Source organism: Pseudoalteromonas sp. MB47 (assembly GCF_011319765.1).
Classification (GTDB): domain Bacteria; phylum Pseudomonadota; class Gammaproteobacteria; order Enterobacterales; family Alteromonadaceae; genus Pseudoalteromonas; species Pseudoalteromonas simplex.
Window position 1 is genome coordinate 1 of record NZ_VFBD01000027.1, and the last position, 24,527, is coordinate 24,527.

The window sequence follows — 24,527 nt, forward strand, 5'->3', positions numbered from 1 at the left end:
CTTGGGTTCAGGGAAATGAAACAGTACTTGCTCAAAAATGAATTAACGTTACGTAGCAAAACCCCAGAGCTAGTAAAACAAGAGTTATGGGGCGTATTGCTCGCATACAATTTAGTACGATATATGATGACTAAGATGGCTTACAGCCTGAAAGGGATATGGCCTTATCAACTCAGTTACAGCAATGCTTCTGGCTATATCATCAAGGAGTTAATGATGTTGCCTCACACTTCAGCAGGAAAAGTACCGAGCGTAATAAATAAACTTATTGCAATGGCTGAAACCTTTGTACTGCCAGAGCGAAGAGAAAGACATTATCCAAGATGTGTGAAAAAGAGACCCAGTCGGTACCCTGAACGAAAGCCCCAAAAAATGCCTGTCAGCTCTTAACTGACAGGCATTAGAGCAAAGCCCGGCTTTTTAAAGCAATTACTTTTTAGTGATTACTCACGAATTTGGCCTTCGCCATTCACTAAGTATTTTTCAGTTGTAAGTGACTCAAGACCCATTGGACCGTAAGCATGTAGCTTAGTTGTCGCAATGCCAATCTCAGCACCTAAACCTAACTGTGAACCATCAGAAAAACGCGATGATGCATTAACCATTACCACAGATGCATCCACACTGCGTTGGAATAACTGCGCCGCAGCTTGGTCTTTAGTACAAATCACTTCAGTGTGGTTTGAACCAAACTTAGCAATATGATCAATGGCACCGGCAAAGTCAGGTACAACTTTAATTGCGATTTCTAAATCTAAGTACTCTTCACCAAACTCGTCGTCAGCAAGTACTGTTGCATTATCAAAGTACTCGGCAGCTTTCGCATCTGCATTTACTTTAACGCCTTCTTGACGAAGAACAACTGCACATAGGTTTAAAAACTCATCAGCGATATCTTGATGAACCACTAAACCTTCTAGGGCATTACACACACCTGTACGCTGGGTTTTACCATTTAATAGTAAATTGATTGCTACGTTCAGATCAGCGTCTTTATCTACATAAAGGTGACATACACCTTTAAAGTGTTGGATCACTGGAATAGTACTGTTTTCTGTTACAAAATTAATTAAACCTTCACCACCACGCGGAATGATTAAATCAATAGTGTCACGCTGTTGCATCAGCTCCATGAGCAGACCACGGTCTGGATCTGGGATCACTGAAATCAACGCAGCAGGTAAATCATGCTTTTCAAGTACTTTGTGCATTACACTTGCGATTGCTTGCGAGCTGCGAAGTGCTTCTTTACCACCACGTAAAATAACACCATTACCCGATTTAAAGCATAACGCACCGGCATCAGCCGTCACATTCGGGCGTGCTTCATAAATCATACACACAACACCCAGTGGTACGCGCATCTTGCTGATCTTAATACCGTTTGGACGCTCTGAAATTTCACGTAATTGGCCTACAGGATCATCAAGGCTAACAATTACTTCAATGCCTTCAGCCATTGCTTCAATACGCTCATCGTTTAGCGTTAAACGGTCAATCATAGACGCAGCAAGGTTATTATCACGTGCTGCCGCTAAATCGCTTTCGTTCTCTTTGATGATAAACGCTTTGCTTTCGCGTAACGCCTCTGCCATCTCAGTTAACACTTGATTCTTAGTAGCAGTATCAAGTAAAGCTAACTGGGTTGCAGCTTTTGCAGCTTGACTCGAAATATCCGTAATTAAACTCATGACTTCTCCAATAATGCGATATCTTTCTCTGAAACAACTGGGCCGATTGAATCTTGCATTTTTTCGCTAAATTCACTTTGCTCGTTGTCAGCAATAAAATTCAATAAACAGCTACTGTAGTTCGCTGTTGCTTTTGCTAGACGCGTACCATCATCACTACGAACTAAAATGGTATCGCCTACGCCAAATTCTCCGTGTACTGCAACGATTTCATCGCTACGAATACAACCGTCTTCATCTTTTAATGATTCATCGAATGAACCTTCAACGACAACCTCACCCTGCTCGTTAGCTGTGTGAGTCATCCAATGCACTGCTTCTTGCATCGGTTTCTCATATGGTTTGAAGATAGTACCTGGGTTGTCACCCGCAAGCAGTCGGTTAAATGTCTCTTCTTTAAAACCATTTAAAATAAAGGTTGTAATACCATGTGAAGTGGCTTTTTCAGCCGCTTCGATTTTCGTTTTCATACCACCTGTACCAACGGCACTGGTTGCACAACCGGCCATGGCGTAAATCGATTCATCGATGCTATCAATTTCTGGTAATAGCACTGCATCTTCATGTAAATTCGGATTTTTGTCATAAAGACCATCAACATCCGAAAAAATCATCAATGCATCTGCGTCCGCCGCTGCGGCTACCATTGCCGACAAGTTATCATTGTCGCCAACTTTTAAATCATCAGTTGTTACCGTGTCATTCTCATTAATGATAGGTAATACACCATGCTCCAGTAAGGTGAAAACTGTTTCACGAATACTGGTATAACGCTCACGGTCACGTAAGTCACCATGAGTTAATAAAATCTGTGCCGATGGGAAATCAAAGAAACGATCCCACATCGCCATCATTTCTGTCTGACCGGCAGCAGCCATTGCTTTTTTCATCGTCACTGAACGCTTTTCTTGTTCAGGGAATAAATGCGAACCAGCAGCTACCGAACCCGATGATACTAAAATAACTTCGATACCTTGCGCTCGACAGCGAACGATGAACTGTGCAATGGTCAGTAAATAACGTGAGCGACACCCGTCTTGTTCGGGTGCGATTAATGCGCTACCTACTTTTAGTACTATACGTCGCCAATTTAACTTTTGCATAACTGTTCAACTTTCCATTTTACTATCTGTTCAGTGCCAATTTGCCACTGATTAAAAGACTCGCGTTTAGCTTTACTAAACGCACTGACTATTATCACTTTGCCAAACAACTTATCTATGCACACGACTACGCCACGCAAGTACTGCGATTAGATATAGCACAACTTTTATTCAGTCAGTAGACCAAACGGTTATAAACCATAAGTTGATAAAAAGAGATAAGTGTTGTTTATGTATCGCTGTAAAAAGCTGTGTGAGGCTTTTATTAATAACAACATACATAGAGCCTATACAATCTGGTACACCAACAGATAGGGTGTAGATTGTATGACCGAGATTTAGCTGCCACGATGGGAACTAAACATTGACCAGATAATGAACTTATATTCTATTCAACACGTAATAAATACACACTGAATACGGGTAAGCTCATTTCTATTTAATTAGAAAACAAAGTGTATAAAACACTAAAATTGTTACAAACAATTGATTATTTAGAGGTAAAGCTCTAGAAAACTGTAGCAACACCGATAAACATTTAGATATCAAATTGTTTGAACACGAAATATAATACGGGAAATCAGGGGTAAAGATCAAGGGCGAAAAGTAATCACAGCTTTTATACTTGCCATAAATAGGAAAAATAAATACTTTTTAACAATAAGTTAGATCACCATATGTTAGCCCTAATGATTTTTTCTCTGCAAACCTGACTTTTGTTTTAGATATAACCCCAAAAAGTAGTAATAACGACTAAAATCGTATTTGAAGCATCAAGTTTGCTTGTGTCTATAGTGATGAGTAAGCTTTAATAAGCAGGCAATTTTATTTCAAAGGTCTAATTGAAGATTGCATTACATCATAAATAATGTGATTCGACCTTTTTTGAACAGTAGTAACAAAAGGATAATTTATTCTATGTCAGCAATTTATATAGCAGGGATCGCATTGTGCTCAGTATTAGCACAGTGGGTCGCATGGGCGTTTCGCGTACCCGCTATTTTATTTTTACTACTAACAGGTTTAGTTTTAGGGCCATTTAGTGGCGTACTAGAACCTGACGCTCTACTGGGTGATTTACTCTTCCCTGTAGTTTCTTTAAGTGTGGCGGTGATCTTATTTGAGGGTTCACTAACCTTACACTTCAGAGAGTTAAAAGGGATTGGTAAGGTAGTTCGTAACCTCTGCTCTATAGGAATGCTCACGACTTGTTTAGTAATCAGCTTCAGCGCTTATTGGATTTTAGAGCTGAACTGGCGAGTTGCTGCAGTACTTGGAGCGGTGCTTGTTGTAACTGGACCTACAGTTATTGCGCCGCTGTTAAACTCTATGAGACCTACTCAAGATATTGACCGCATCTTGCGTTGGGAAGGTATTGTTATAGACCCTATAGGTGCATTATTCGCAGTACTAGTATTTGAAGCTGTCATGCTTGTAGGTCAAGGCGAAGTACTGAGTCATACCATTATCGCGCTCTTTAAAACCCTGGGAGTTGGTTTAACCATTGGTGTCGTTGCAGGTTGGCTTACCACATTGCTGATACGCCGAGAATGGCTACCATTTGAGTTACACAAGTTTGGCATTTTAGCCTTAGTACTGATTAGCTTTACGGTTTCGAACCACCTAAGCCATGAATCTGGCCTCCTCGCTGTTACCGTGTTTGGTATTTGGCTTGCTAACCAAGATGATCTCGAAATTGACTCTGTGCTTGAATTTAAAGAAGACCTTTCGATGATCTTAATTTCATCACTGTTCATCTTACTTGCAGCCCGACTACAGCTATCAGATTTAATGATGTTACATAGCGATGTGTTTATTTTCTTAGCCATCGTGCTTTTTGTGGCTCGCCCAGCCTGTATTGCAATATCGACCTTTAAAACTGATTTACCACTTAAGTCTCGCTTAGTTCTGTCGTGGATTGCACCACGGGGTATCGTTGCCGCTGCGGTGGGCTCTGTATTTGCTCTAAGTATGGTCGAAGCTGGCATTGCCGATGCTGAAAAAATAGTGCCACTTATATTTACTGTAATTATTATTACTGTAGTACTGCAAAGCCTTACAGCAACACCGTTAGCAAAGTTATTAAAAGTACGCCAGCCTGCGCCAAATACTATTTTAATTATTGGCGCAAACCATGTAGCCCGTGCTATTGCTTGCGGCTTAAAAGATCAAAATATTCCGGTGCACTTATCTGATCCTGCATGGGAAAACTGTAAAATGGCACGCATGGATGGCTTACCTTGTTACTATGGTAATCCGCAGTCAGAGCATGCGGAGCGGTATTTACCATTAACAACAATTCGTAGCGTACTCGCGCTTTCACCGAACCGCCATCACAATGCATTAGGCGTACAATACTTCTCGCATTTGTTCGACGAAAAGAATGTATTTTCTTTGCGCTCTTCGACTAACCATGCAAAAGCGAATAAAGACAGTGCGACCTTCTTGTCACGACAAATTCTGTTTGGCGACAATGGCGCTTATGCCCGTTTAAGCAGCTTAATTGCCAAAGGCGGCAAAGTTAGTGCGACGCGTATTTCTGAAGAGTTTAGTTGGGATCAATATAAAGAAGTTAATAGCGAAGCAATCCCATTATTTATTTTAAATGGTGAAAAAAGCGATGATGACGATACGCCTATTAAAATTCGCCCGTTCACTACAAATATGGAAAAACCTCCACAAGTAGGTGAACGTATTGTGGCACTTCAACCGCCTAAACTATCGGTGCTAAAAGACCCGAACAACGGCAAACCGAAAGAAAATAAAGAAGAGAAATAACAGTAAGGCCAGCATTAGCTGGCCTTTTTTATATGTATTTGTATTTGCCTACATAGGTAAACGGGCGCGTGCAACGACGCTGTCTGGCATTTTTTCGGCAAGCTTAGCGAGTAAATTTTCGACTTTCTTGTGAGTTGCTTTATCGGCAACCATTGAATGAAATAACCAACGGTAGGCGTCTTCATAATCGCGCGGGCTGCCATAACCTTGATTAAATAGATTAACCAAACGCATTTGTGCCTTTAGGTTACCTTGAGCTGATGCTTCTCGTAAATAGGTCACCGCCATTGCTTTATCTTGCTGCACTAACTGGCCAACATCATAGTAGCGACCAAGCTGCTCTAAAGCCGCGCCTAGCCCTTGCTGAGCGGCCTGACGCATGTAATAAACTCCTAACTCTACATTACGGTCTACACACACCGCATAAGCTAGCATATCGCCATACAGGAACTGATATGATGGCAGTGCCATTTTATTGGCTCGCGCTTCGATATCTTGCACTAACTGGCAATCATCTGCCTTGACACGTGCAAGGTGTGTATTTTTATTGATCAAGCCTATTAACTCGCTCTCTGTGTAAAGAGGCACAGCTGTGATAGGCTCTTCAGCCATACTCAGGCTTGAGAAGAGTAATGTTAAAGGCAATAAAACACGCATCAAAATCACTTAAATAAAGTCAGTCTTAGCAAATAATATACAAATATTATACCAAGTGAATTTTAGGCACAAAAAAAGCTGCCGAAGCAGCTTTTTCAGTCACTATGACGATTATGCAAATGGGCTGCGTAATACCATAGTTTCTACACGGTCTGGGCCAGTAGAGATGATATCAACTGGAACACCAGTGATTTCTTCAATACGTTTGATGTAATCAAGTGCCGCTTGCGGTAATTGATCAACTGACGTAGCACCTACTGTGTTTTCTGACCAGCCTGGCATCTCTTCGTATACTGGTGTTACTTTCTCGTAACCTTCAGCTGCTAATGGTGTAACGTTCGTTACTGTGCCATCTTCTAACTGGTAACCAGTACAGATTTTTAATGTTTCTAAACCGTCTAAAACGTCTAGTTTAGTTAAACAGAAACCTGAGATGCTGTTGATTTGCACTGCACGGCGCATTGCCACTGCGTCTAACCAACCTGTACGGCGTAAACGACCTGTCGTCGCACCGAACTCATGACCTTTATCACCTAAGTGCTTACCAACTGGATCTTGCTTATCAAGACCGTCGTAAAGCTCTGTAGGGAATGGACCAGAACCTACACGTGTAGTGTAAGCTTTGATAATACCTAACACGTAATCAAGGTGTAATGGACCAAAACCAGCACCAGTCGCTACACCACCAGCTGTTGTGTTTGATGATGTTACGTACGGGTAAGTACCGTGGTCGATATCAAGTAATGTACCTTGCGCACCTTCAAATAAGATGTTGTCGCCCGCTAAACGCGTTTGGTCAAGAAGCTCAGTAACATCAACAACCATTGCTTTTAAGATATCTGCGATAGCCATTGCATCGTCAAATGTCTTTTGGAAGTCAACTGGTTCAGCTTTGTAGTAATGCTCTAAAGTGAAGTTATGGTATTCCAATACTTCTTTAAGCTTGCTAGCAAACTGTTCAGGATTGAATAAGTCACCTACACGTAAACCACGACGTGCAACTTTATCTTCATAAGCTGGACCGATACCACGACCTGTAGTGCCAATTGGCTTATCGCCACGTGCTTTTTCACGGGCTAAATCTAATGCAATGTGGAAAGGTAAAATTAATGGACATGCTTCGCTGATTAATAAGCGCTCACGTACTGGTACGCCACGCTCTTCTAGCATGCCAATTTCTTTCATTAATGCTTCTGGTGATAAAACAACACCATTACCGATCACACACTTAACATTGTCACGTAATACACCCGATGGAATAAGGTGTAAAACCGTCTTTTCACCGTTGATTACCAGAGTATGGCCTGCGTTATGACCACCTTGATAACGAACTACTAAAGATGCTTTGTCTGTAAGGAGGTCAACTACCTTACCCTTACCTTCGTCACCCCATTGGGTGCCTAGTACAACAACGTTTTTACCCATTGCAAATTCACTTAGAAAAAATTAGGACGAGATTTTATCAGAAAACGAGGTGAAAGATCACCCCGTTTAGCTTATTTTTTCTGCGCCTGAATTTTTATCTTCTCAATTACTTAAACAACTACATGCAGAACAGAGGTTTATAAAATTGTTAAGAATAAAAATTAATCACTTACAGAAACAAAAAAGCCCCACAAATTGCGGGGCTTTTGATCATACGAGTATTACTTACTGTACTTTTGTACCTTTCATATAATTAAAGAAGTCGCTATCAGGTGAAATTACCATCACGTCTTGTTTATCTTTAAAGGTATTTTTGTATGCTTCTAGGCTGCGCATAAAACCAAAGAATTCAGCGTCTTTGTTATATGCATTAGCATAGATAGCAGCAGCATCAGCATCACCTTGACCACGTACTGTACGAGCATTACGTTCAGCATCTGCAAGCATTACGGTTACACGGCGGTCTACTTCTGCGCGAATTGTCTCAGCTTTTTCTTGACCTTCTGAACGGTGCTCTTTAGCTACTGCAGTACGCTCAGCACGCATACGCTGGAAGATTGAGCTACTCACTTCTTGTGGTAAGTTAATTTGCTTAACACGCACATCAAGTACTTCAATACCTAGCTCTTGCGCACTTTCAGACGCTTGAACTAACGCTTCTTCCATCAATTCACTACGCTCGCCAGAGACAATCTCTTTGATTGTACGAGAACCGAAATTAGTACGCAGACCATTGTTCACCTTTTGCTTAAGCAGTGTTTCAGCATATTGCTTATCACCACGGGCACGTAGGTAAAATGCACTAAAGTCATTAATACGCCACTTCACATAAGAATCAACGATTAAGTCTTTTTTCTCACTAGTAACAAAGCGGTCAGCTTCACCATCTAGCGTTTGAATTCGTGCATCTAAGCGACGTACTTGGCTAAAGAAAGGTACTTTTAAGTGTAAACCTGGGCCATATACTACAGCGTTATCGTCACTGTCTTTTTCAACTTTGCTGAATAATAAGACAATTGCTTTTTCGCCTTCTTGTACAACAAAAATCGCAGAAAAAGACAGCACAACTGCAAGGGCAAGTATTACTAAACTAAAATTTTTCATCTTACTTATCTCCCCTCATTAAAACGGTCAGTTGCGAAACGATCATTACTTGAATTAACCGTGCTGTTACGTGATGGATTTAACTTATTGCGAAGATCTTGAATATCACTTGAGCTTGGTAGCGCAACACGCGTTGCTGTACCTTGCTTTTCCATGATTTTATCAAGCGGTAGATACATCATATTATTACCGCCTTCTACATCGACTAACACTTTAGAGCTGTTACCTAGCACTTCTTCCATCGCATCGATATATAAGCGCTTACGAGTTACTTCTTTCGCAGCTTGGTACTCAGGTAACAGTTTTTCAAAACGTGCTACTTCACCTTGCGCTTCTAAAGTAATACGCTCACGGTACGCTTCTGCTTCTTGTGTCATACGCGTAACTTGACCACGGGCACGAGGCTCAATTTCACGAGCGTAAGCTTCAGCTTCACGGATAAAACGTTCTTCATCTTCTTGTGCAGCAATAGCATCATCAAACGCGTCTTTTACTTCACCCGGCGGACGTGAATCTTTAAAGTTCACATCGCTTACGATAATACCCAAGTTGTAAGGCTCAATGATTTTGTTTAGTTCATCCCACGTTTGTTGGCGCACTAACTCACGACCAGTTGTTAGCACTTGGTCCATTTTTACATGACCAATCACATAACGAAGAGCACTATCAAGCGCTTGTTTCAAGCTGCCATCTGCGTCGGTTACGCTAAACTTGTATAGGTGTGGATCGATAACACGGTATTGTACTTCAAACTCTACATTTACCACGTTCTCGTCTTCTGTCAGCATGAAACCTTTTGCAGATAACGAGCGAACCGCTTCAATATCTACAGGGATCACGCGTTCAATGAAGGTCATTTTCCAACGTAAGCCAGGTTCTGCAATGCGATTGTATTGTCCAAATTGTAAAACAATACCGCGCTCGGCTTCTTTTACCGTGTAAATACCACTTAATGCCCATACAATGACGGCAATAATAAGGATGAAAGAAATGCCTGCGCCACCAAGTCCGCCGCCGTTTTTACCTGGCTTATTACCACCAAATAAACCGCCAAACTTGTTGCCGAATTTACGCATTACCTCGTCTAAATCAGGTGGGCCTTGATCTTTTCCGCCTTTATTATTCCACGGATCTTTATCATTGCCATTATTACCCGGTTCATTCCAGGCCATAGCTATACTCCATTGTTATCTAAATGAATTAGGTTAAATCTATCAAATCTACAGCATTTCTCATACTAAAAAAGACAAATGCTGGCGATTTTTAATCAGTCACTACAAAAGAGTCGAGGTCTTGTCCCATCTCTTTTTTTAAGCGATTCCATTCTGCCATTGGCAAGCGTACCGATAATAACCAGTTTCCTTGCTCATCAAAACGTTCTTGATGAACTGCGTTTAAGTTGAATAATGCTGCACGAATACGACCATGTTGTGGTGGTAATTTTAGCTCATCAGCAAACATCTTCTTGGCAAGTAACTCATTAATTGCCTCACTTAGCAGTTCACAGCCAACACCAGTGCGCGCCGACAACCAGACTCGTACCGGTTGACCTTCGTCGTTTCTATCTATACGTGGCGCAACGTCATCTAGCGCATCAATTTTGTTATAAACCAATAATTGCGGCACTTCATCTGCTTCGATTTCTTTTAAAACAGACTGTACTTGCTCAATATTTTCTTTTCGACGAGGGTCTGCCACATCGATAACATGCAACTGTAAATCAGCTTCACGGGTTTCTGTTAAGGTCGCTTTAAATGCTGCAACAAGGTCATGAGGTAAGTGACGAATGAAACCTACCGTATCCGCTAAAATAATTGGACCTATATCGCCGATATCTAACTTACGTAAGGTTGGATCTAGGGTTGCGAATAGCTGATCAGCAGCATACACATCTGAGTCAGTAATACGGTTAAATAACGTTGATTTACCCGCATTGGTATAACCTACTAGTGACACAGTTGGAATTTCATTTCGCGTACGAGCACGTCGCCCCTGCTCACGTTGAACAGCAACTTTATCTAAACGGGCACGAATATTTTTAATTCTTGCGCGCAGTAATCGTCTATCGGTTTCGAGCTGGGTTTCACCCGGACCACGTAACCCTATCCCGCCTTTTTGTCTTTCAAGGTGGGTCCACCCACGAATCAAGCGAGTAGAAATATGGCGTAACTGAGCTAACTCAACCTGAAGTTTACCTTCGTGAGTTCGCGCTCGCTGCGCAAAAATATCTAAGATCAAACTCGTACGATCAAGAACGCGGCACTGGCAAACGCGCTCTAAATTGCGTTCCTGTGACGGGCTAAGTTGATGGTTGAAAATAATGACATCTGCATTGTGGATTTTGACAGTTTCAGCGATTTCTTCTGCTTTTCCGGTCCCGACGAAAAGTTTCGGATGCGGTGCTTGACGACTGCCTTGCACAATCGCCAAACTACTAACACCAGCAGAAGATACCAACAACTCTAATTCGTGAAGATCTTCGCGATCTCCCTCTTTAGGTAAGTCGATATGAACTAAAACTGCCTGTTCGCCGGCTTCATAACGGTCAAACAAGCATTACGCTCCTAAGTTTAAAAATTTCCAGATTCTTGCTCTTCTGAATCATCACTTCCTTGAACGCCTTGGAAGTTAACAGAACGCGCTGGAACAACAGTTGAAATAGCGTGTTTATACACCATTTGATTTACGGTGTTTTCAAGTAAAATAACAAATTGGTCAAATGACTGGATTTTACCCTGCAATTTAATGCCATTAACCAAAAAGATTGATACTGGAATGCGCTCACGACGTAACGCATTTAAAAATGGGTCTTGTAACGACTGGCCTTTTGCCATGTTATTTTCCTTCGTTCTAGGTGTTATTATAATTAAGTAGCTGAACTAATTTAACAAAGCTAAAAAACTTTCAGCTACTACTAGCTTAGCGAACTTACTACACGTTGCAAGTTTTCTTCATCACCCGTAGTCAACCAAATTACTTCAGGCCAACCTCTTAACCAAGTCAGTTGTCGCTTGGCTAACTGCCGTGTGGCTGCAATACCACGAAAGACCATTTCATCATAGTCAATTTCGCCAGCAATGTAATCCCACATTTGTCTATAACCCACACAACGAATCGAAGGTAGGTCTGGGTGTAAATCCTTACGTTTATATAGGGATGAAACTTCATTTTCAAACCCCTGATCGAGCATTATTTTAAACCTTTTCTCAATTCGCTGATGTAATTCACTGCGATCATCAGGTGCAATGGCAAATTGATAGAAAGTATAAGGAAGCTCAGGCTGCTTTTGTTTTTGCAGCTCAGTCATTGTTTTACCTGTTATACGATACACTTCTAATGCACGATTAATTCTTTGCGAATCATTTTCGCTCATTTTTTTCGCTGCATCAGGATCGATTTTCACAAGTTCTTTATGCAAATGTGGCCAACCAAACTGTGCTGCTTCTTTTTCGAGTTCAGCACGTACTTCAGGTGATGCCTCTGGTAGCGGTGATAAGCCATCAATAAGCGACTTAAAATACATCATTGTACCGCCAACCAATACAGGTACTTTACCTTGCTGATGAAATAGATCAATCTTTTCAATTGCATCACGGCGAAAATCTGCCACTGAATAACTTTCTGCTGGGTCGATAATATCAATTAAGTGATGCGGCGCACGAGCAAGCTCTTCGGCATTTGGCTTTGCCGTGCCGATGTCCATATCTTTATAGACTAATGCTGAATCAACACTGATTATTTCTGTGTTTAAATACTCACACAGCGAAATTGCTAAATCTGTTTTCCCTGCAGCGGTTGGTCCCATTAAAAAAATGACGGGTAAGTTATTCAAGCCTAAATACCTTGCTTAGTTTAAAAACTGAGATAGTTCTATTTTAACTGCTTTTTGACGTAAAAGTTGCATAGTTTGTGGATTATTTTCTAACCGAGCCACTTGCTCCATAAAGGCTTGGCTTGCGTAATAACGTGTTGGTATTTGTTGAGTTAACCAAGCTAACCATTCATCGAGTGAACTTGGTGAGGCTTTACAGCCAGCAATAAGCCGCTCAATAGCATCACTTACATCAAGTATATACACGCAAGGCGGAAGCTTTTTAACCATCACAAACTGTTTTTCTATTACTAAATCAAAACCAAGTAAGGTAAACCACGACTGCTGAGCATTTAACGCGCTAATATCATCAGCACTTGCATTTACTCGCACAGGTAACAATAAGGCTTTGCCATCAAGGCTACCTGCTTGCTCTACGTGCGCTTGCCAGTCGAGTGCTATTGCATGCTTAAAGTGCGCAGCAAAGAGTTGGTTGTCTTCACTAAATACGCACTCGCCTTCTCGTACATGAATAAGCTTGGCAAGTTTTGCTTGCTCTACAACCGGTGCTGTAACACTTGGCTCTGGGCGTACTTGGTCAAAATGCGCAGCATGTTGCTCGCTGATCCCTTGATAAAATGCATTGACATCTTGGTGAGATGTTTTACTGCGGCCCTGGCTGTCGCTACTAAAGCCACCACCAGAGCGCCCTGCTCCAGTTGCCCCAGAATAACTCACTGAACGTGTCGGCTGTAATTCAGATTTAGGGTAATCATACTGCTCTGTTGGCGCTGATTGAGTAAAACTTGGCTGTGTGCTGCTTGAGTGCGCCTCATCAAACGGAGCATGCTGAAAAGCAGTGTCATTATGCTCTGTAAAACCAGCTTCGTGCTGAAGCGGCACCACCACTTGTTTTATTGCCTGCAGGATAAAGTCATGCACTAAACGGCCTTGATGAAAACGCACTTCATGTTTTGCTGGGTGCACGTTTACATCGACCTGACGTGGGTCAATATCAATATAAATGACAAAACCGGGTAGCTCTTCAGAGCCTGCGACTTCTTCAAAGGCTTGGCGGATTGCATGTAAAATGAGTTTATCGCGCATCATGCGATTATTCACATAGGTATATTGCGTGCTATTCGTTGAGCCCACGGGCAATACCCAACCTCGCAACATCAAACCTGCTTCACCTGACTGAATATGCAGCCCCTGTTCACTAAATGCTTTACCCGCCACTTGTGCAACACGGCTTATCGCTTGCTCAGGGTTTGGTTTAGCACGGTATTGACGCACGACCTTGCCATTATGAGTCAGGGTGATAGAGACATCAAAACGACTCAGCGCAATACGCTTTATGAGCTCATCAATATGTGAAAACTCGGTTTTCTCGGTGCGAAGAAATTTACGGCGCGCAGGGGTATTAAAGAATAAGTCTTTCACCTCAATGGTGGTACCATCAGGGTGTGCGGTTGGCTTAACCTGCACCGCCATATCGCGGCCTTCAGCAAACGCTTGCCATGCAGCCTCTTGCTGCTTTGGCTTTGAGCTTAAAGTTAAGCGAGAAACAGAACTAATTGATGCTAACGCTTCACCACGAAAACCCAGTGAGCAAATGTTCTCAAGATCATCGAGTGACTTAAGCTTACTCGTAGCATGGCGCGACAAGGCTAATGTTAGTTCATCTTTATTAATGCCAGAGCCATTATCGCGGATACGAATTAGCTTATGCCCACCACGCTCAATATCTATTTGAATGCGCGTTGCGCCAGCATCTAAACTGTTTTCTACCAGCTCTTTAACAACGGATGCTGGGCGTTCAACCACTTCACCCGCAGCAATTTGGTTAGCCAATCGCGCGGGTAGTATTTCTATACTCATAGTGTTCCTAACACGAAAATTGACTAGCTTTGAGGAATATCAAGCTCTTGACCAATAAATAAGGTATTCGATTTTAAGTTGTTGGCCGTTTTTAGCTTACTCACCGAGGTGTTGTATCTGCTTGCTAAAATACTTAACGATTCACCAGGGCGAACTTTGTGTTTAGTCGGAAACTGCGACTTTAACTTAGCAAATAGTGAGTCATCTGGTGGATTCTTCATGTAGTAATTTTTAATCGAGGTGAAAATTGCTTTAGCTAAGCGCTCCTGATGCTGCGCCGTTTTTAGCATTCGCTCTTCACGCGGATTCGAAATAAACCCTGTTTCGACCAAAATAGACGGAATATCGGGTGATTTCAATACCGCAAGGCTCGCCGCTTGTGGGCGTTTCTTATGCATTTTAGCCACTTTTCGTAATTCGCTAACCACTTCTTCTGCGACACTAAAACCTGTTTTCATCGAGTGATCCATCGACATATCTAGCAGTGCTTGTGCTAAATATTTTTCGCTTGCAGTATCTTTTAATACCCCAGCTGCACCACCTAAAAGCTCTGAGTGTTTTTCTTTATCCTCAATCCATTTACCAATTTCTGAATTTGCACGGCGTAGTGATAGCACCCACACTGAGGCACCGTTTGGTTGTGGACTAGTAAAGGCATCCGCATGAATCGACACAAAGAAGTCAGCTTTTTTCTTACGAGCTATGCTAGTACGGGTGTTTAAATTTACAAAGTAGTCACTGCGGCGCACCATACGCGAAATCATGCCTTTTTCAGCATCTATCATTCGCTCTAAGCGCTTCGCTATTTGTAGCGTAATATCTTTTTCATAAGTGCCTGATGGACCAATTGAACCGGGGTCTTCACCACCATGACCTGCATCAATGGCAATAACAATATCGCGCTCTTGATTAAGTTCGCGTTTTTTCACACTGGTATTGGTCGAAGCAACGGGCTCAGCCTTCGGTGTTTTATCAACAAGGTCAACCACTAAACGATGCTTGTAGGGATCGGTTGGTAGTAAAGCAAATACAACAGGTTTACTGGCACGGGCTAGCTCAAAGACAAAACGCACACTTTTGCTGTCTTTTGGTTTTGAGTAGCGCAGTTTGGAAACAATCTGATGCTTTTGAGGAATAGCTGGCAAGCTATCTAGTTTGTCGGTATTTTTTAAATCAATGACTAAACGAGCTGGGTTTTTCAGCATGAAATAGCTGAAATCAGGCTTATCGTTTAAATCAAAGACCACTCGAGTGCTGTCAGGTGAGGGCCACACTCGTACGCTATTAATGGTATTTTGTGCAAGCGCAATCTGGCTAACAACCAATAACATCAAAGTAGTTAATAGTTTAAACGTACAACGACCCATTTTTACTAATACACCTTTATTTTTATATGTTTATTATTGCGCGCTCGTAAGTTGCTGAACAATAGCCTTACCACGCTCGGTTAAGCTATTAATTGTAATAGCACGCGCCTCGCCTTCATAGCGTAGGGTGATATCAAGATCTGGTGTTGGAATAAATTCGCCGCCTTTTTCAGGCCATTCCACAACACAAATGGCCTGTGGTGAAAAATAGTCACGAATTCCCATATATTCAAGTTCTTCAGGATCACCTAAGCGATATAAATCAAAGTGATAGACATCAGCTTTGGCTAATTGGTAAGGCTCAACCAGTGTATAAGTTGGACTCTTAACCTTACCTTGATGACCGAAACCTTGCACGATACCACGGGTTAATGTCGTTTTACCGGCACCTAAATCACCATGTAAGTAGATGACTGCTCCTTGCTCCATTAAGGTTGCAAGTTGCTTACCCATATTAACCGTTGCTGCTTCATCAGCGAGTGGAAAACCAACACTGTCGGTCATTATTACCTCATGAAAAACTAAAAACACATTACTTTGTTAATCATACCAGAATAATTTTGTAAGGCGAGAATCACTCTTATGACTAATTTGACAAAAAAAAGCCGGCAAAGTTGCCGGCTTTTTAGCTTAAACAGAATTTTGTTTACAGACCTAGTTTCTTCTCAAGGTAGTGGATGTTTGTACCACCGTTTTGGAAGTTCTCATCTGCCAAGATTTTCTTGTGCAGTGGTGTGTTGGTCTTGATGCCATCGATCACTAATTCGTTTAACGCATTGCGTGAACGAGCAATGGCTACATCACGGTTTTCACCGTAACAGATCAGCTTACCAATCATTGAATCGTAATGAGGTGGTACTGTGTAATCTGCGTAGATATGGCTGTCCCAACGAATACCTAATCCGCCTGCAGGGTGGAATCGCGTGATTTTACCTGGTGATGGAATAAAAGTGTCTGGGTCTTCCGCATTAATACGGCACTCAATTGCATGACCACGAATAACCACATCTTCTTGTGTGAATGATAGTGGCTGACCCGCTGCAATTTTTAGCTGCTCTTTGATTAAGTCAACGCCAGTGACCATTTCTGTTACTGGGTGCTCAACCTGAATACGGGTATTCATTTCGATGAAATAGAACTCGCCGTTTTCGTATAAGAATTCGAACGTACCTGCACCGCGGTAACCAATTTCGATACATGCACGAGTACAACGGTCACCGATAAACTTACGCATTTCAGCTGTGATACCTGGCGCTGGCGCTTCTTCAACAACTTTTTGGTGACGACGTTGCATTGAACAATCACGCTCACCTAAGTGAACGGCATTGCCTTGACCGTCTGCCAGTACTTGAACTTCGATGTGACGTGGGTTTTCAAGGAATTTTTCCATGTAAACCATGCCATTACCAAAGAACTGCTTTGCTTCTTGCTGAGTAAGAGCGATTGAGTCAATCAGTTCTTTTTCGCTGCGAACAACACGCATACCACGACCACCGCCGCCGCCTGCTGCTTTAATGATTACAGGGTAACCAATACGCTTAGCGATTTGAATGTTGCGCTCACTGTCTGCCGTTAATGGGCCATCAGAACCTGGTACACAAGGTACACCGGCTTTACGCATCGCTTCGATTGCAGAAACTTTATCACCCATTAAACGAATCGTGTCGCCTTTAGGACCGATAAATACAAAGCCGCTTTGCTCAACTTGATCAGCAAAGTCTGCATTTTCAGAAAGGAAACCATAACCTGGGTGGATAGCAACTGCGTCTGTTACTTCTGCCGCTGCAATAATGCGCGGAATATCTAAGTAACTTTCAGTGGCTGCTGGTTTACCAATACAAATTGTTTCGTCTGCCAGTAACACGTGCTTAAGATCACGGTCTGCCGTTGAATGCACAGCAACAGTTTTGATCCCAAGCTCTTTGCAGGCGCGCAGTACGCGAAGTGCAATTTCACCTCGGTTTGCAATGACTACTTTATCTAACATAGAGTTGGCCTTTTGTTGCGCTATTATTCAATAATGAATAAAGGTTGATCGAATTCTACTGGCTCGCCATTTTCAACTAAGATAGCTTTTACTGTGCCTGCTTTATCAGATTCGATTTGGTTCATCATCTTCATTGCTTCAACGATACATAACGTATCGCCAACATTTACTTTAGAACCTACTTCTACGTATGGTGCTGCTTCTGGAGAAGCCGCTGAGTAGAATGAACCAACCATAGGAGATTTAACTTGATGGCCAGTCGGTGCAGCTGGAGCAGCCGCTTCTGCTGCTGGTGCCTCTGCTACTGGAGCTGGAGCCGCTGCTGGTGCAGGTGCTGCAAACTGCTGTGGTGCATACTGCATTGCAGGTGCTGCAGACATGTTGTTACGATTGATGCGTACTGACTCTTCACCTTCAGTGATTTCTAATTCAGCAATACCAGATTCTTCTACTAGTTCGATAAGTTTTTTGATCTTGCGAATATCCATTGAACGACCCGCCTGTTAGTTATTTAAAAAATTAATGTGTGTTTTGCAACCGGCTAACAGCAGCTTCAAGTGCCACCTTATAACCCATTGCTCCTAATCCAATAATGGCGCCTTGTGCCACATCCGAAAAATACGAATGATGACGGAATGCTTCTCGAGCATGCACATTACTTAAATGCACCTCGTAAAAGGGAATGTTTACACTGAGTAATGCATCCCGTAAGGCTACGCTTGTATGCGTAAATGCAGCAGGATTGATAATTATTGCATCAACCATTTGCCATGCATCGTGAATGCGTTCTATTAATGCAGCTTCACTGTTACTTTGGAAATGCGTTAAATCAACATTGAGACCGGCAGCAACCAGGCTAAGTTCAGCTATAATCTCATCAAGAGATTGAGTACCGTACTTTTCTGGTTCACGCTTGCCAAGCATGTTTAAATTTGGCCCATTTAGAACTAAAAGTTTGAATTTTGCAGCCATAATACGCGATATATCCTATAAGTAAGCAGTTTAACCATATTCATCATAAACCCACGCTTAACCTAAGCGTGCTGATGTAAAATAGCAACTATTTCTCACGTTAACCACCTATTATAGATATTTCGACGTAAATAGCAGCAAAATACTGGTCTAATCACTCCCCATTCGTGGTAAAGTCAAGCATAGCAAGGCACACAACAGGGTCATTCCAGCTGTTTTCCTGTTGATAAATTGAGCTTCAATCAGTGAATTTGCTATTTTTCACTTAAAATAAGTATTTTTTACGATGCAGATACAAAAACGCCACTCAGATGAGTGGCGTTTTGCTATTTTCTTGCACGTTTGCGTTTATTTAGCGGTATTTCGAACTTTTGCTAAATGTTCTGCAAAGTCTTTGGCATTTAAAAAGCCTGTTACACGTTGCTCTAAAAGCTCATTACCTTGGCTATCAAAGAACAAAATGCTCGGCAACCCAAATACCGTGTATTCTTCCATTAGCTCAATTGTTTTTGCATCGCTTTCTGTTAAATCGATTTGAATTAATTCAAAGTGAGCAAACTGCTCTTGCACTTTAGCATCAGGAAACGTGTAGTGCTCAAACTCTTTACAGGCAACACACCAGTCGGCATATAAGTCGACCATCACTAAGCGCCCTTCGCTACTTGCCTGTGCAATTTCTTCTTTTAATTCACTTAGATTAGCAACTTGTCTAAAACCATGTGTTTGCACAGCAGCTTCTCCAACCACCGCTTTACTTGGCCAGAAATAACTTTTCGTTAAACTCGCCCCAGTTACAACCAATAAGGTAGCAGTAAACCACAATGCTGTTTTTAGCTTGCCCTGTGATTGACCACTTTGCCAATGGTGTAAATAAAGCGCTGTAGCAAGTGCCAATAAACCCGCCATTAACCAGATAATTTCAATATCAACAATACGCTCAAGCAGAATAAGTGGTACAACTAGCATAATGAAACCAAATAGGGTTTTCACTTGCTCCATCCAACCACCGGCTTTTGGTAGTAATTTACCACCAGAAGTCCCCAGTAATAATAATGGTAAGCCCATGCCTAAACTGAGCACATAAAGTGTTAAACCACCAACTAGATAGTCACCACTTTGCGCCACATAAAGTAAAGCAGCAGATAAAGGTGCTGTTGTACATGGTGAAGCAATCAAACCAGACAGTACACCCATCATAAATACGCCAACATAGTTGCCGCCTTTTTGCTGGTTACTAACCTGAGTGAGTTTATTCATCATGCCGCTAGGTAACTTGATTTCGTACCAGCCAAACATCGACATTGCCAGCAATACAAATAAGATACTAAAGCTAATTAGTACAGTAGGATGCTGTAAATACCCTTGTACTTGCCCACCTAATGATGCAACCACTAAGCCCAGTGCTGCGTAAGTAACGGCCATACCTTGTACATACACAAAAGACAGCGAGAACGCTTTTTTAGTCGACAAATTCTGCTGACCCGCAATAAGGCTCGACAAAATCGGAAACATTGGGAATACGCATGGTGTAAAGGCAAGACCAACACCCACTAAAAAGAAGATTACTAGGTTAGTTAGTAAACCTTGCGATGCCAGCTTATCGGTATATGACTGCTCACCAGCTGGTTTTGAAACTTCTTGAGAAGGGGCTGATGACGCTTCATTAGTATCGGCTGCTTGTGTTAATGCCGCTAATGCGTTCCCCGCATCTGCAGCCTGTGATACTTGCTCACCTGCAATCACAGATAAAGGAATGGTTCTAACTTCTGGCGGATAACATAACCCCGCCTCGGCACAGCCTTGAAAACGCACTTTAACAACCGCATCTTCTGTGACGTTACTGAGCTTAGAAACCACACTTAACGAATCAAAGAATACCTCAGTCTTACCAAAAAACTCATCTTCAATAATCACGCCCTTGCCAAGATCAGGAACTTCAATATCAGCGCCTTTGGCAATAATTTCGACTTTCTTTTTGTAAAGGTAATAATCAGGCGCAATATCCCAGCCAATAAATAAGGTTTTGCCTTGCTGGTCAAAATCGAAAACAAACGCCTGATCAACCGGGAGAAATGTTTGCTCCGCAGGTTGTAGTAGATTTCCAAGTAAATTGTTATTACTTGCACTTGCTGGCATAAGCCACAATGCACAAAGTAATAAAAGGAACGATCGCATTAATTAAGTACCTCATCCATCCAATTAAAATAGGCTAAATTGCCCGTAGCCACATCAACGACCTGAATTTCAGGCACCTCATAACTATGCAATTTCTTGATAGTTTGGATCACCTCATTCATTTTTTCTGACTTAGTTTTGATCAGTAACTTACTTTCAATAGCTTGAGTCACCTCGCCTTCCCACATGTAAATAGATTCAATAGTAGGCAAAATGTTCACACAAGCAACCAGCTTTTCTTTAACTAGATGCTGTGCCAACTGACGGGCTTCAGCCTCATTTGCACAAGTCGTAAAAATAAGTCGAAAATGCGTAGTCATAAGGAACCTTTATTTGATTACGTGAGTCGCACCATAGTAGCCGATAGTAACTATAATGTGTAGCGAGCAAGGTGATCCTAGGTTCCGTCTTGAAAAATGACCTGCTCACCCCAATTTATATTTCACTGACTCGAAAGAGAATGACATTTTTTAGAGAGCGTTATGTTTAGATTTTTGTTTTTGTTATTTATTTTAGTGCCGATTGTGGAGATCGCGTTACTCATCCAAGTGAGTGAAGTGATCGGCGGCTTTGCCACCATAGCGCTTGTAATTGTAACCGCGATTGTCGGTGCGAAATTAGTGAAGCAACAAGGTATGGGCGCGATTCAAAACGTGCAATTACAAATGGCACAAGGGCAAATGCCTGCAAAAGAATTATTTACTGGATTATGTGTGATTATCGCCGGTGTTTTATTAATGACACCAGGCATCATGACTGACTTTTTTGGCTTTTTACTACTTACGCCAGCAATCCGCAACAAACTGGCTGCAGGCCTTGCTAGTCAAGCGACTGTGCGTATGAGTTCACAGGCAAATCAAGGCTCTGCACACTTCCAATATCATAGTAAAACAACCACTCATGAAGAGCCAAACCATCAACCTACAACTATTGATGGTGAATTTGAGCGAAAAGATTAAAATTTTTTAATTTTTTTACTTGGATTTTTTTAAGCCACCCCCATTAATGAATGCAATGAAACGCAACGGGTGGCTTAGCACTCCCCTGCAATAACACAAGATTTTTTCTGTACTGTTCAGAAACTGTTAGGAGAACTAAATAAATGAACATTCGTCCTTTACATGATCGCGTCATCGTTAAGCGTCTAGAAGAAGAAACTAAGTCTGCTGGCGGTATTGTATTAACTGGCTCTGCAGCTGAAAAATCAACTCGCGGAGAAGTTATCGCTGTTGGTAATGGCCGTGTTTTAGACAACGGTGAAGTAAGAGCATTAGAAGTTAAAGCCGGTGACACTGTGCTGTTCGGCTCTTATGTTGAAAAAGCTGAAAAGATCGAAGGTCAAGAGTACCTGATCATGCGTGAAGATAACATTCTAGGCATTGTAGGCTAATCCTACTTTTCGTTTAGCAACCCGTTTACAGAATTTAAGAGGAATTTAATCATGGCAGCAAAAGAAGTACTTTTTGCAGGTGACGCACGTGGCAAAATGCTAACTGGCGTAAACATTTTAGCAAACGCAGTAAAAGTAACTTTAGGTCCTAAAGGCCGTAACGTTGTATTAGACAAATCATTCGGCGCTCCAGTGATCACTAAAGATGGTGTATCTGTAGCTAAAGAGATCGAGCTTGAAGACAAGTTCGAAAACATGGGCGCACAAATGGTTAAAGAAGTAGCGTCGAAAGCGAATGACGCTGCAGGTGACGGTACAACAACTGCAACAGTATTAGCGCAAGCTATCGTAAACGAAGGCTTAAAAGCAGTTGCAGCGGGTATGAACCCTATGGACCTTAAGCGTGGTATCGACAAAGCAGTTACTGCAGCAGTTGAAGAGCTTAAAGCACTTTCTGTTCCATGTGCAGACACTAAAGCAATTGCACAAGTAGGTACTATTTCTGCTAACTCTGATAAAGAAATCGGTGACATCATTGCAGAAGCAATGGAAAAAGTAGGCCGTGATTCAGGCGTTATCACTGTTGAAGAAGGTCAGTCGCTAGAAAACGAATTAGACGTAGTTGAAGGTATGCAGTTTGACCGCGGTTACCTTTCTCCATACTTCATCAACAACGCTGAAAAAGGCGCTGTAGAGCTAGACAACCCATTCATTCTACTTGTAGACAAAAAAGTATCTAACATCCGTGAGCTACTACCTACATTAGAAGCTGTTGCTAAAGCTAGCAAGCCACTACTTATCATTGCTGAAGACCTTGAAGGTGAAGCACTTGCAACACTTGTTGTAAACAACATGCGCGGCATCGTTAAAGTATCTGCGGTTAAAGCTCCTGGTTTTGGCGACCGTCGTAAGGCAATGCTACAAGACATCGCAGTGTTAACAGGTGGTACTGTTATTTCTGAAGAAATCGGTTTAGAGCTAGAGAAAGCGACAATCGAAGACCTAGGTACAGCGAAGCGCGTTGTGATCACTAAAGATGATACAACAATCATCGACGGTGCAGGCGAAGAAGACGGCATCAATGGTCGTGTTGCACAAATCAAAGCACAAATCGAAGAAGCGACGTCTGACTACGATAAAGAGAAACTACAAGAGCGTATGGCTAAACTAGCTGGCGGTGTTGCAGTAATCAAAGTTGGCGCAGCAACTGAAATCGAAATGAAAGAGAAAAAAGACCGCGTTGAAGATGCTCTACACGCAACTCGCGCAGCGGTTGAAGAAGGTGTTGTACCAGGTGGTGGTGTTGCACTAGTTCGCGTAGCAAGCAAACTTGTTGAACTTGCTGGCGACAACGAAGACCAAAGCCACGGTATCAAAGTTGCACTACGTGCGATGGAAGCACCACTTCGTCAAATCGTAACTAACGCAGGTGACGAAGCATCTGTTGTTGTTAACTCAGTAAAAGGCGGTGAAGGTAACTACGGTTACAACGCAGCATCAGGCGAGTACAACGACATGATCGAAATGGGTATCTTAGACCCAACTAAAGTAACGCGTTCTGCACTACAGTACGCAGCTTCAATCGCGGGTCTTATGATCACAACTGAAGCAATGGTTGCTGAAATCCCGAAAGATGAGCCAGCTGCTCCAGATATGGGCGGCATGGGCGGCATGGGTGGTATGGGCGGCATGATGTGATAAACATCACCTCCTAAGCACCTCGCTTAAAAAACCCAGCTCCGGCTGGGTTTTCTTTTAGCTATCAGTTTTAAGCTATCAGCTATCAGAAACTGACTGATCTGACTCCATAAAAGTAGACACCTTTTTGGAGTCAGTAATCATGAAAGTAAAGTCACAGCGTAGATATTCCCTCGAATTTAAAATAAAAGTCGTTCAAGAGTCGTTAGACACCACAGATACAGTTAAGATGGTCGCTAATAAGTACGGTATTCATCCTGACATGCTATCAAGTTGGAGAAGTCACATGACCTCGAAAAAGAAAACGGCAAAGCCACTAAAGAACCAAGGCCCTGACAAATCATACACAGATTTAGAACGCCAAATTCGCAAGCTTGAGAAGCAACTCGAAGATGCTCAGTTGGAGAATGACGTTTTAAAAAAGGCGAAGGTCTACTTCGACAGCCTAAAAGAATAAGGTTCGAATATATCCACAAGGTCACAGACGC

The 24,527-nt window shown here is 42.1% G+C and carries 22 protein-coding genes and 1 pseudogene; 6 read left to right on the plus strand and 17 right to left on the minus strand.

Annotated elements, in window-relative coordinates; all coding sequences use genetic code 11:
- Window positions 1-390: pseudogene (locus IMPJCBKJ_RS16025) on the plus strand (IS4 family transposase); the annotation flags it as partial.
- Window positions 391-443: 53 nt separating this feature from the next.
- On the opposite strand, the gene IMPJCBKJ_RS16030 reads toward IMPJCBKJ_RS16025, so the two are convergent.
- Window positions 444-1,691, minus strand: coding sequence for a glutamate-5-semialdehyde dehydrogenase (locus IMPJCBKJ_RS16030; RefSeq protein WP_166341052.1), 1,248 nt, complete (start codon window positions 1,689-1,691; stop codon window positions 444-446).
- The gene (proB, locus tag IMPJCBKJ_RS16035; RefSeq protein ID WP_138600167.1) at window positions 1,688-2,794 is read right to left on the minus strand and encodes a glutamate 5-kinase; all 1,107 of its coding nucleotides are present in this window, start codon (window positions 2,792-2,794) and stop codon (window positions 1,688-1,690) included. The genes IMPJCBKJ_RS16030 and proB overlap by 4 nt, the downstream gene beginning before the upstream one ends.
- A gap of 918 nt (window positions 2,795-3,712) precedes the next feature.
- Here proB and IMPJCBKJ_RS16040 point away from each other — a divergent pair.
- A complete protein-coding gene (locus IMPJCBKJ_RS16040) occupies window positions 3,713-5,572 on the plus strand; it encodes a sodium:proton antiporter (protein WP_138600166.1) in 1,860 nt (619 codons plus the stop codon).
- A 48-nt stretch (window positions 5,573-5,620) separates the two neighbouring features.
- Here the strand turns inward: IMPJCBKJ_RS16040 and IMPJCBKJ_RS16045 are convergent, their stop codons facing one another.
- From IMPJCBKJ_RS16045 to cutA, 15 genes are all read right to left on the minus strand, one after another.
- Window positions 5,621-6,229, minus strand: a complete 609-nt coding sequence (locus IMPJCBKJ_RS16045) for a tetratricopeptide repeat protein (RefSeq protein WP_138600165.1) — start codon at window positions 6,227-6,229, stop codon at window positions 5,621-5,623.
- Between the two features lie 111 nt (window positions 6,230-6,340).
- Window positions 6,341-7,654 carry an adenylosuccinate synthase gene (locus tag IMPJCBKJ_RS16050; RefSeq protein WP_054552439.1) on the minus strand — a complete coding sequence of 438 codons (1,314 nt, stop codon included), beginning with the start codon at window positions 7,652-7,654 and terminating at the stop codon, window positions 6,341-6,343.
- A gap of 225 nt (window positions 7,655-7,879) precedes the next feature.
- Window positions 7,880-8,758 carry a protease modulator HflC gene (gene hflC, locus IMPJCBKJ_RS16055; RefSeq protein WP_054552438.1) on the minus strand — a complete coding sequence of 293 codons (879 nt, stop codon included), beginning with the start codon at window positions 8,756-8,758 and terminating at the stop codon, window positions 7,880-7,882.
- Between the two features lie 5 nt (window positions 8,759-8,763).
- On the minus strand, window positions 8,764-9,930 hold the full coding sequence (gene hflK, locus IMPJCBKJ_RS16060; protein ID WP_054552437.1) for an FtsH protease activity modulator HflK: 1,167 nt from the start codon (window positions 9,928-9,930) through the stop codon (window positions 8,764-8,766).
- A 91-nt stretch (window positions 9,931-10,021) separates the two neighbouring features.
- Window positions 10,022-11,311, minus strand: coding sequence for a ribosome rescue GTPase HflX (gene hflX / locus IMPJCBKJ_RS16065; RefSeq protein WP_054552436.1), 1,290 nt, complete (start codon window positions 11,309-11,311; stop codon window positions 10,022-10,024).
- A 17-nt stretch (window positions 11,312-11,328) separates the two neighbouring features.
- Window positions 11,329-11,592, minus strand: coding sequence for an RNA chaperone Hfq (gene hfq / locus IMPJCBKJ_RS16070; RefSeq protein ID WP_054552435.1), 264 nt, complete (start codon window positions 11,590-11,592; stop codon window positions 11,329-11,331).
- An 80-nt stretch (window positions 11,593-11,672) separates the two neighbouring features.
- Complete coding sequence (gene miaA, locus IMPJCBKJ_RS16075) at window positions 11,673-12,590, minus strand: tRNA (adenosine(37)-N6)-dimethylallyltransferase MiaA (protein ID WP_166341054.1); 918 nt, start codon at window positions 12,588-12,590, stop codon at window positions 11,673-11,675.
- A 15-nt stretch (window positions 12,591-12,605) separates the two neighbouring features.
- The gene (gene mutL, locus IMPJCBKJ_RS16080) at window positions 12,606-14,450 is read right to left on the minus strand and encodes a DNA mismatch repair endonuclease MutL (RefSeq protein WP_166341056.1); all 1,845 of its coding nucleotides are present in this window, start codon (window positions 14,448-14,450) and stop codon (window positions 12,606-12,608) included.
- 23 nt (window positions 14,451-14,473) lie between these two features.
- Window positions 14,474-15,781 carry an N-acetylmuramoyl-L-alanine amidase gene (locus IMPJCBKJ_RS16085; protein ID WP_240921050.1) on the minus strand — a complete coding sequence of 436 codons (1,308 nt, stop codon included), beginning with the start codon at window positions 15,779-15,781 and terminating at the stop codon, window positions 14,474-14,476.
- A 69-nt stretch (window positions 15,782-15,850) separates the two neighbouring features.
- Complete coding sequence (gene tsaE, locus IMPJCBKJ_RS16090; RefSeq protein ID WP_166341058.1) at window positions 15,851-16,321, minus strand: tRNA (adenosine(37)-N6)-threonylcarbamoyltransferase complex ATPase subunit type 1 TsaE; 471 nt, start codon at window positions 16,319-16,321, stop codon at window positions 15,851-15,853.
- Window positions 16,322-16,463: 142 nt separating this feature from the next.
- Complete coding sequence (gene accC, locus IMPJCBKJ_RS16095; protein ID WP_054552430.1) at window positions 16,464-17,804, minus strand: acetyl-CoA carboxylase biotin carboxylase subunit; 1,341 nt, start codon at window positions 17,802-17,804, stop codon at window positions 16,464-16,466.
- Between the two features lie 23 nt (window positions 17,805-17,827).
- The gene (accB, locus tag IMPJCBKJ_RS16100) at window positions 17,828-18,292 is read right to left on the minus strand and encodes an acetyl-CoA carboxylase biotin carboxyl carrier protein (protein WP_054552429.1); all 465 of its coding nucleotides are present in this window, start codon (window positions 18,290-18,292) and stop codon (window positions 17,828-17,830) included.
- A gap of 31 nt (window positions 18,293-18,323) precedes the next feature.
- Complete coding sequence (gene aroQ / locus IMPJCBKJ_RS16105; RefSeq protein WP_166341059.1) at window positions 18,324-18,776, minus strand: type II 3-dehydroquinate dehydratase; 453 nt, start codon at window positions 18,774-18,776, stop codon at window positions 18,324-18,326.
- A 348-nt stretch (window positions 18,777-19,124) separates the two neighbouring features.
- The gene (locus IMPJCBKJ_RS16110) at window positions 19,125-20,951 is read right to left on the minus strand and encodes a protein-disulfide reductase DsbD (protein ID WP_166341060.1); all 1,827 of its coding nucleotides are present in this window, start codon (window positions 20,949-20,951) and stop codon (window positions 19,125-19,127) included.
- Window positions 20,951-21,271 (minus strand): divalent-cation tolerance protein CutA, encoded by a 321-nt coding sequence (gene cutA / locus IMPJCBKJ_RS16115; RefSeq protein ID WP_166341061.1) that lies wholly within the window; start codon window positions 21,269-21,271, stop codon window positions 20,951-20,953. The genes IMPJCBKJ_RS16110 and cutA overlap by 1 nt, the downstream gene beginning before the upstream one ends.
- A gap of 162 nt (window positions 21,272-21,433) precedes the next feature.
- Between cutA and IMPJCBKJ_RS16120 the strand changes: the two genes are divergently transcribed.
- From IMPJCBKJ_RS16120 to IMPJCBKJ_RS16135, 4 genes are all read left to right on the plus strand, one after another.
- On the plus strand, window positions 21,434-21,910 hold the full coding sequence (locus IMPJCBKJ_RS16120; protein WP_054552425.1) for an FxsA family protein: 477 nt from the start codon (window positions 21,434-21,436) through the stop codon (window positions 21,908-21,910).
- Between the two features lie 143 nt (window positions 21,911-22,053).
- A complete protein-coding gene (locus IMPJCBKJ_RS16125) occupies window positions 22,054-22,341 on the plus strand; it encodes a co-chaperone GroES (protein ID WP_036973362.1) in 288 nt (95 codons plus the stop codon).
- A 51-nt stretch (window positions 22,342-22,392) separates the two neighbouring features.
- Window positions 22,393-24,039 carry a chaperonin GroEL gene (gene groL / locus IMPJCBKJ_RS16130; RefSeq protein WP_054552424.1) on the plus strand — a complete coding sequence of 549 codons (1,647 nt, stop codon included), beginning with the start codon at window positions 22,393-22,395 and terminating at the stop codon, window positions 24,037-24,039.
- 142 nt (window positions 24,040-24,181) lie between these two features.
- Entirely contained in the window at window positions 24,182-24,496 is a 315-nt protein-coding gene (locus IMPJCBKJ_RS16135; protein ID WP_138600120.1) for a transposase, read from the plus strand.
- The last annotated feature ends 31 nt before the right edge of the window (window positions 24,497-24,527 follow it).

Bases quoted from the DNA above. Each gene is read 5' to 3' on its own strand.
- IMPJCBKJ_RS16045 (WP_138600165.1), bottom strand. From the start codon at position 6,229: ATGCGTGTTTTATTGCCTTTAACATTACTCTTCTCAAGCCTGAGTATG.
- aroQ (WP_166341059.1), bottom strand. From the start codon at position 18,776: ATGGCTGCAAAATTCAAACTTTTAGTTCTAAATGGGCCAAATTTAAAC.
- IMPJCBKJ_RS16085 (WP_240921050.1), bottom strand. From the start codon at position 15,781: ATGTTATTGGTTGTTAGCCAGATTGCGCTTGCACAAAATACCATTAAT.
- IMPJCBKJ_RS16040 (WP_138600166.1), top strand. From the start codon at position 3,713: ATGTCAGCAATTTATATAGCAGGGATCGCATTGTGCTCAGTATTAGCA.
- IMPJCBKJ_RS16135 (WP_138600120.1), top strand. From the start codon at position 24,182: ATGAAAGTAAAGTCACAGCGTAGATATTCCCTCGAATTTAAAATAAAA.
- tsaE (WP_166341058.1), bottom strand. From the start codon at position 16,321: ATGACCGACAGTGTTGGTTTTCCACTCGCTGATGAAGCAGCAACGGTT.
- accC (WP_054552430.1), bottom strand. From the start codon at position 17,804: ATGTTAGATAAAGTAGTCATTGCAAACCGAGGTGAAATTGCACTTCGC.
- accB (WP_054552429.1), bottom strand. From the start codon at position 18,292: ATGGATATTCGCAAGATCAAAAAACTTATCGAACTAGTAGAAGAATCT.
- cutA (WP_166341061.1), bottom strand. From the start codon at position 21,271: ATGACTACGCATTTTCGACTTATTTTTACGACTTGTGCAAATGAGGCT.
- hflK (WP_054552437.1), bottom strand. From the start codon at position 9,930: ATGGCCTGGAATGAACCGGGTAATAATGGCAATGATAAAGATCCGTGG.
- IMPJCBKJ_RS16030 (WP_166341052.1), bottom strand. From the start codon at position 1,691: ATGAGTTTAATTACGGATATTTCGAGTCAAGCTGCAAAAGCTGCAACC.
- hfq (WP_054552435.1), bottom strand. From the start codon at position 11,592: ATGGCAAAAGGCCAGTCGTTACAAGACCCATTTTTAAATGCGTTACGT.
- mutL (WP_166341056.1), bottom strand. From the start codon at position 14,450: ATGAGTATAGAAATACTACCCGCGCGATTGGCTAACCAAATTGCTGCG.
- IMPJCBKJ_RS16120 (WP_054552425.1), top strand. From the start codon at position 21,434: ATGTTTAGATTTTTGTTTTTGTTATTTATTTTAGTGCCGATTGTGGAG.
- proB (WP_138600167.1), bottom strand. From the start codon at position 2,794: ATGCAAAAGTTAAATTGGCGACGTATAGTACTAAAAGTAGGTAGCGCA.
- hflC (WP_054552438.1), bottom strand. From the start codon at position 8,758: ATGAAAAATTTTAGTTTAGTAATACTTGCCCTTGCAGTTGTGCTGTCT.
- IMPJCBKJ_RS16050 (WP_054552439.1), bottom strand. From the start codon at position 7,654: ATGGGTAAAAACGTTGTTGTACTAGGCACCCAATGGGGTGACGAAGGT.
- groL (WP_054552424.1), top strand. From the start codon at position 22,393: ATGGCAGCAAAAGAAGTACTTTTTGCAGGTGACGCACGTGGCAAAATG.
- IMPJCBKJ_RS16125 (WP_036973362.1), top strand. From the start codon at position 22,054: ATGAACATTCGTCCTTTACATGATCGCGTCATCGTTAAGCGTCTAGAA.
- IMPJCBKJ_RS16110 (WP_166341060.1), bottom strand. From the start codon at position 20,951: ATGCGATCGTTCCTTTTATTACTTTGTGCATTGTGGCTTATGCCAGCA.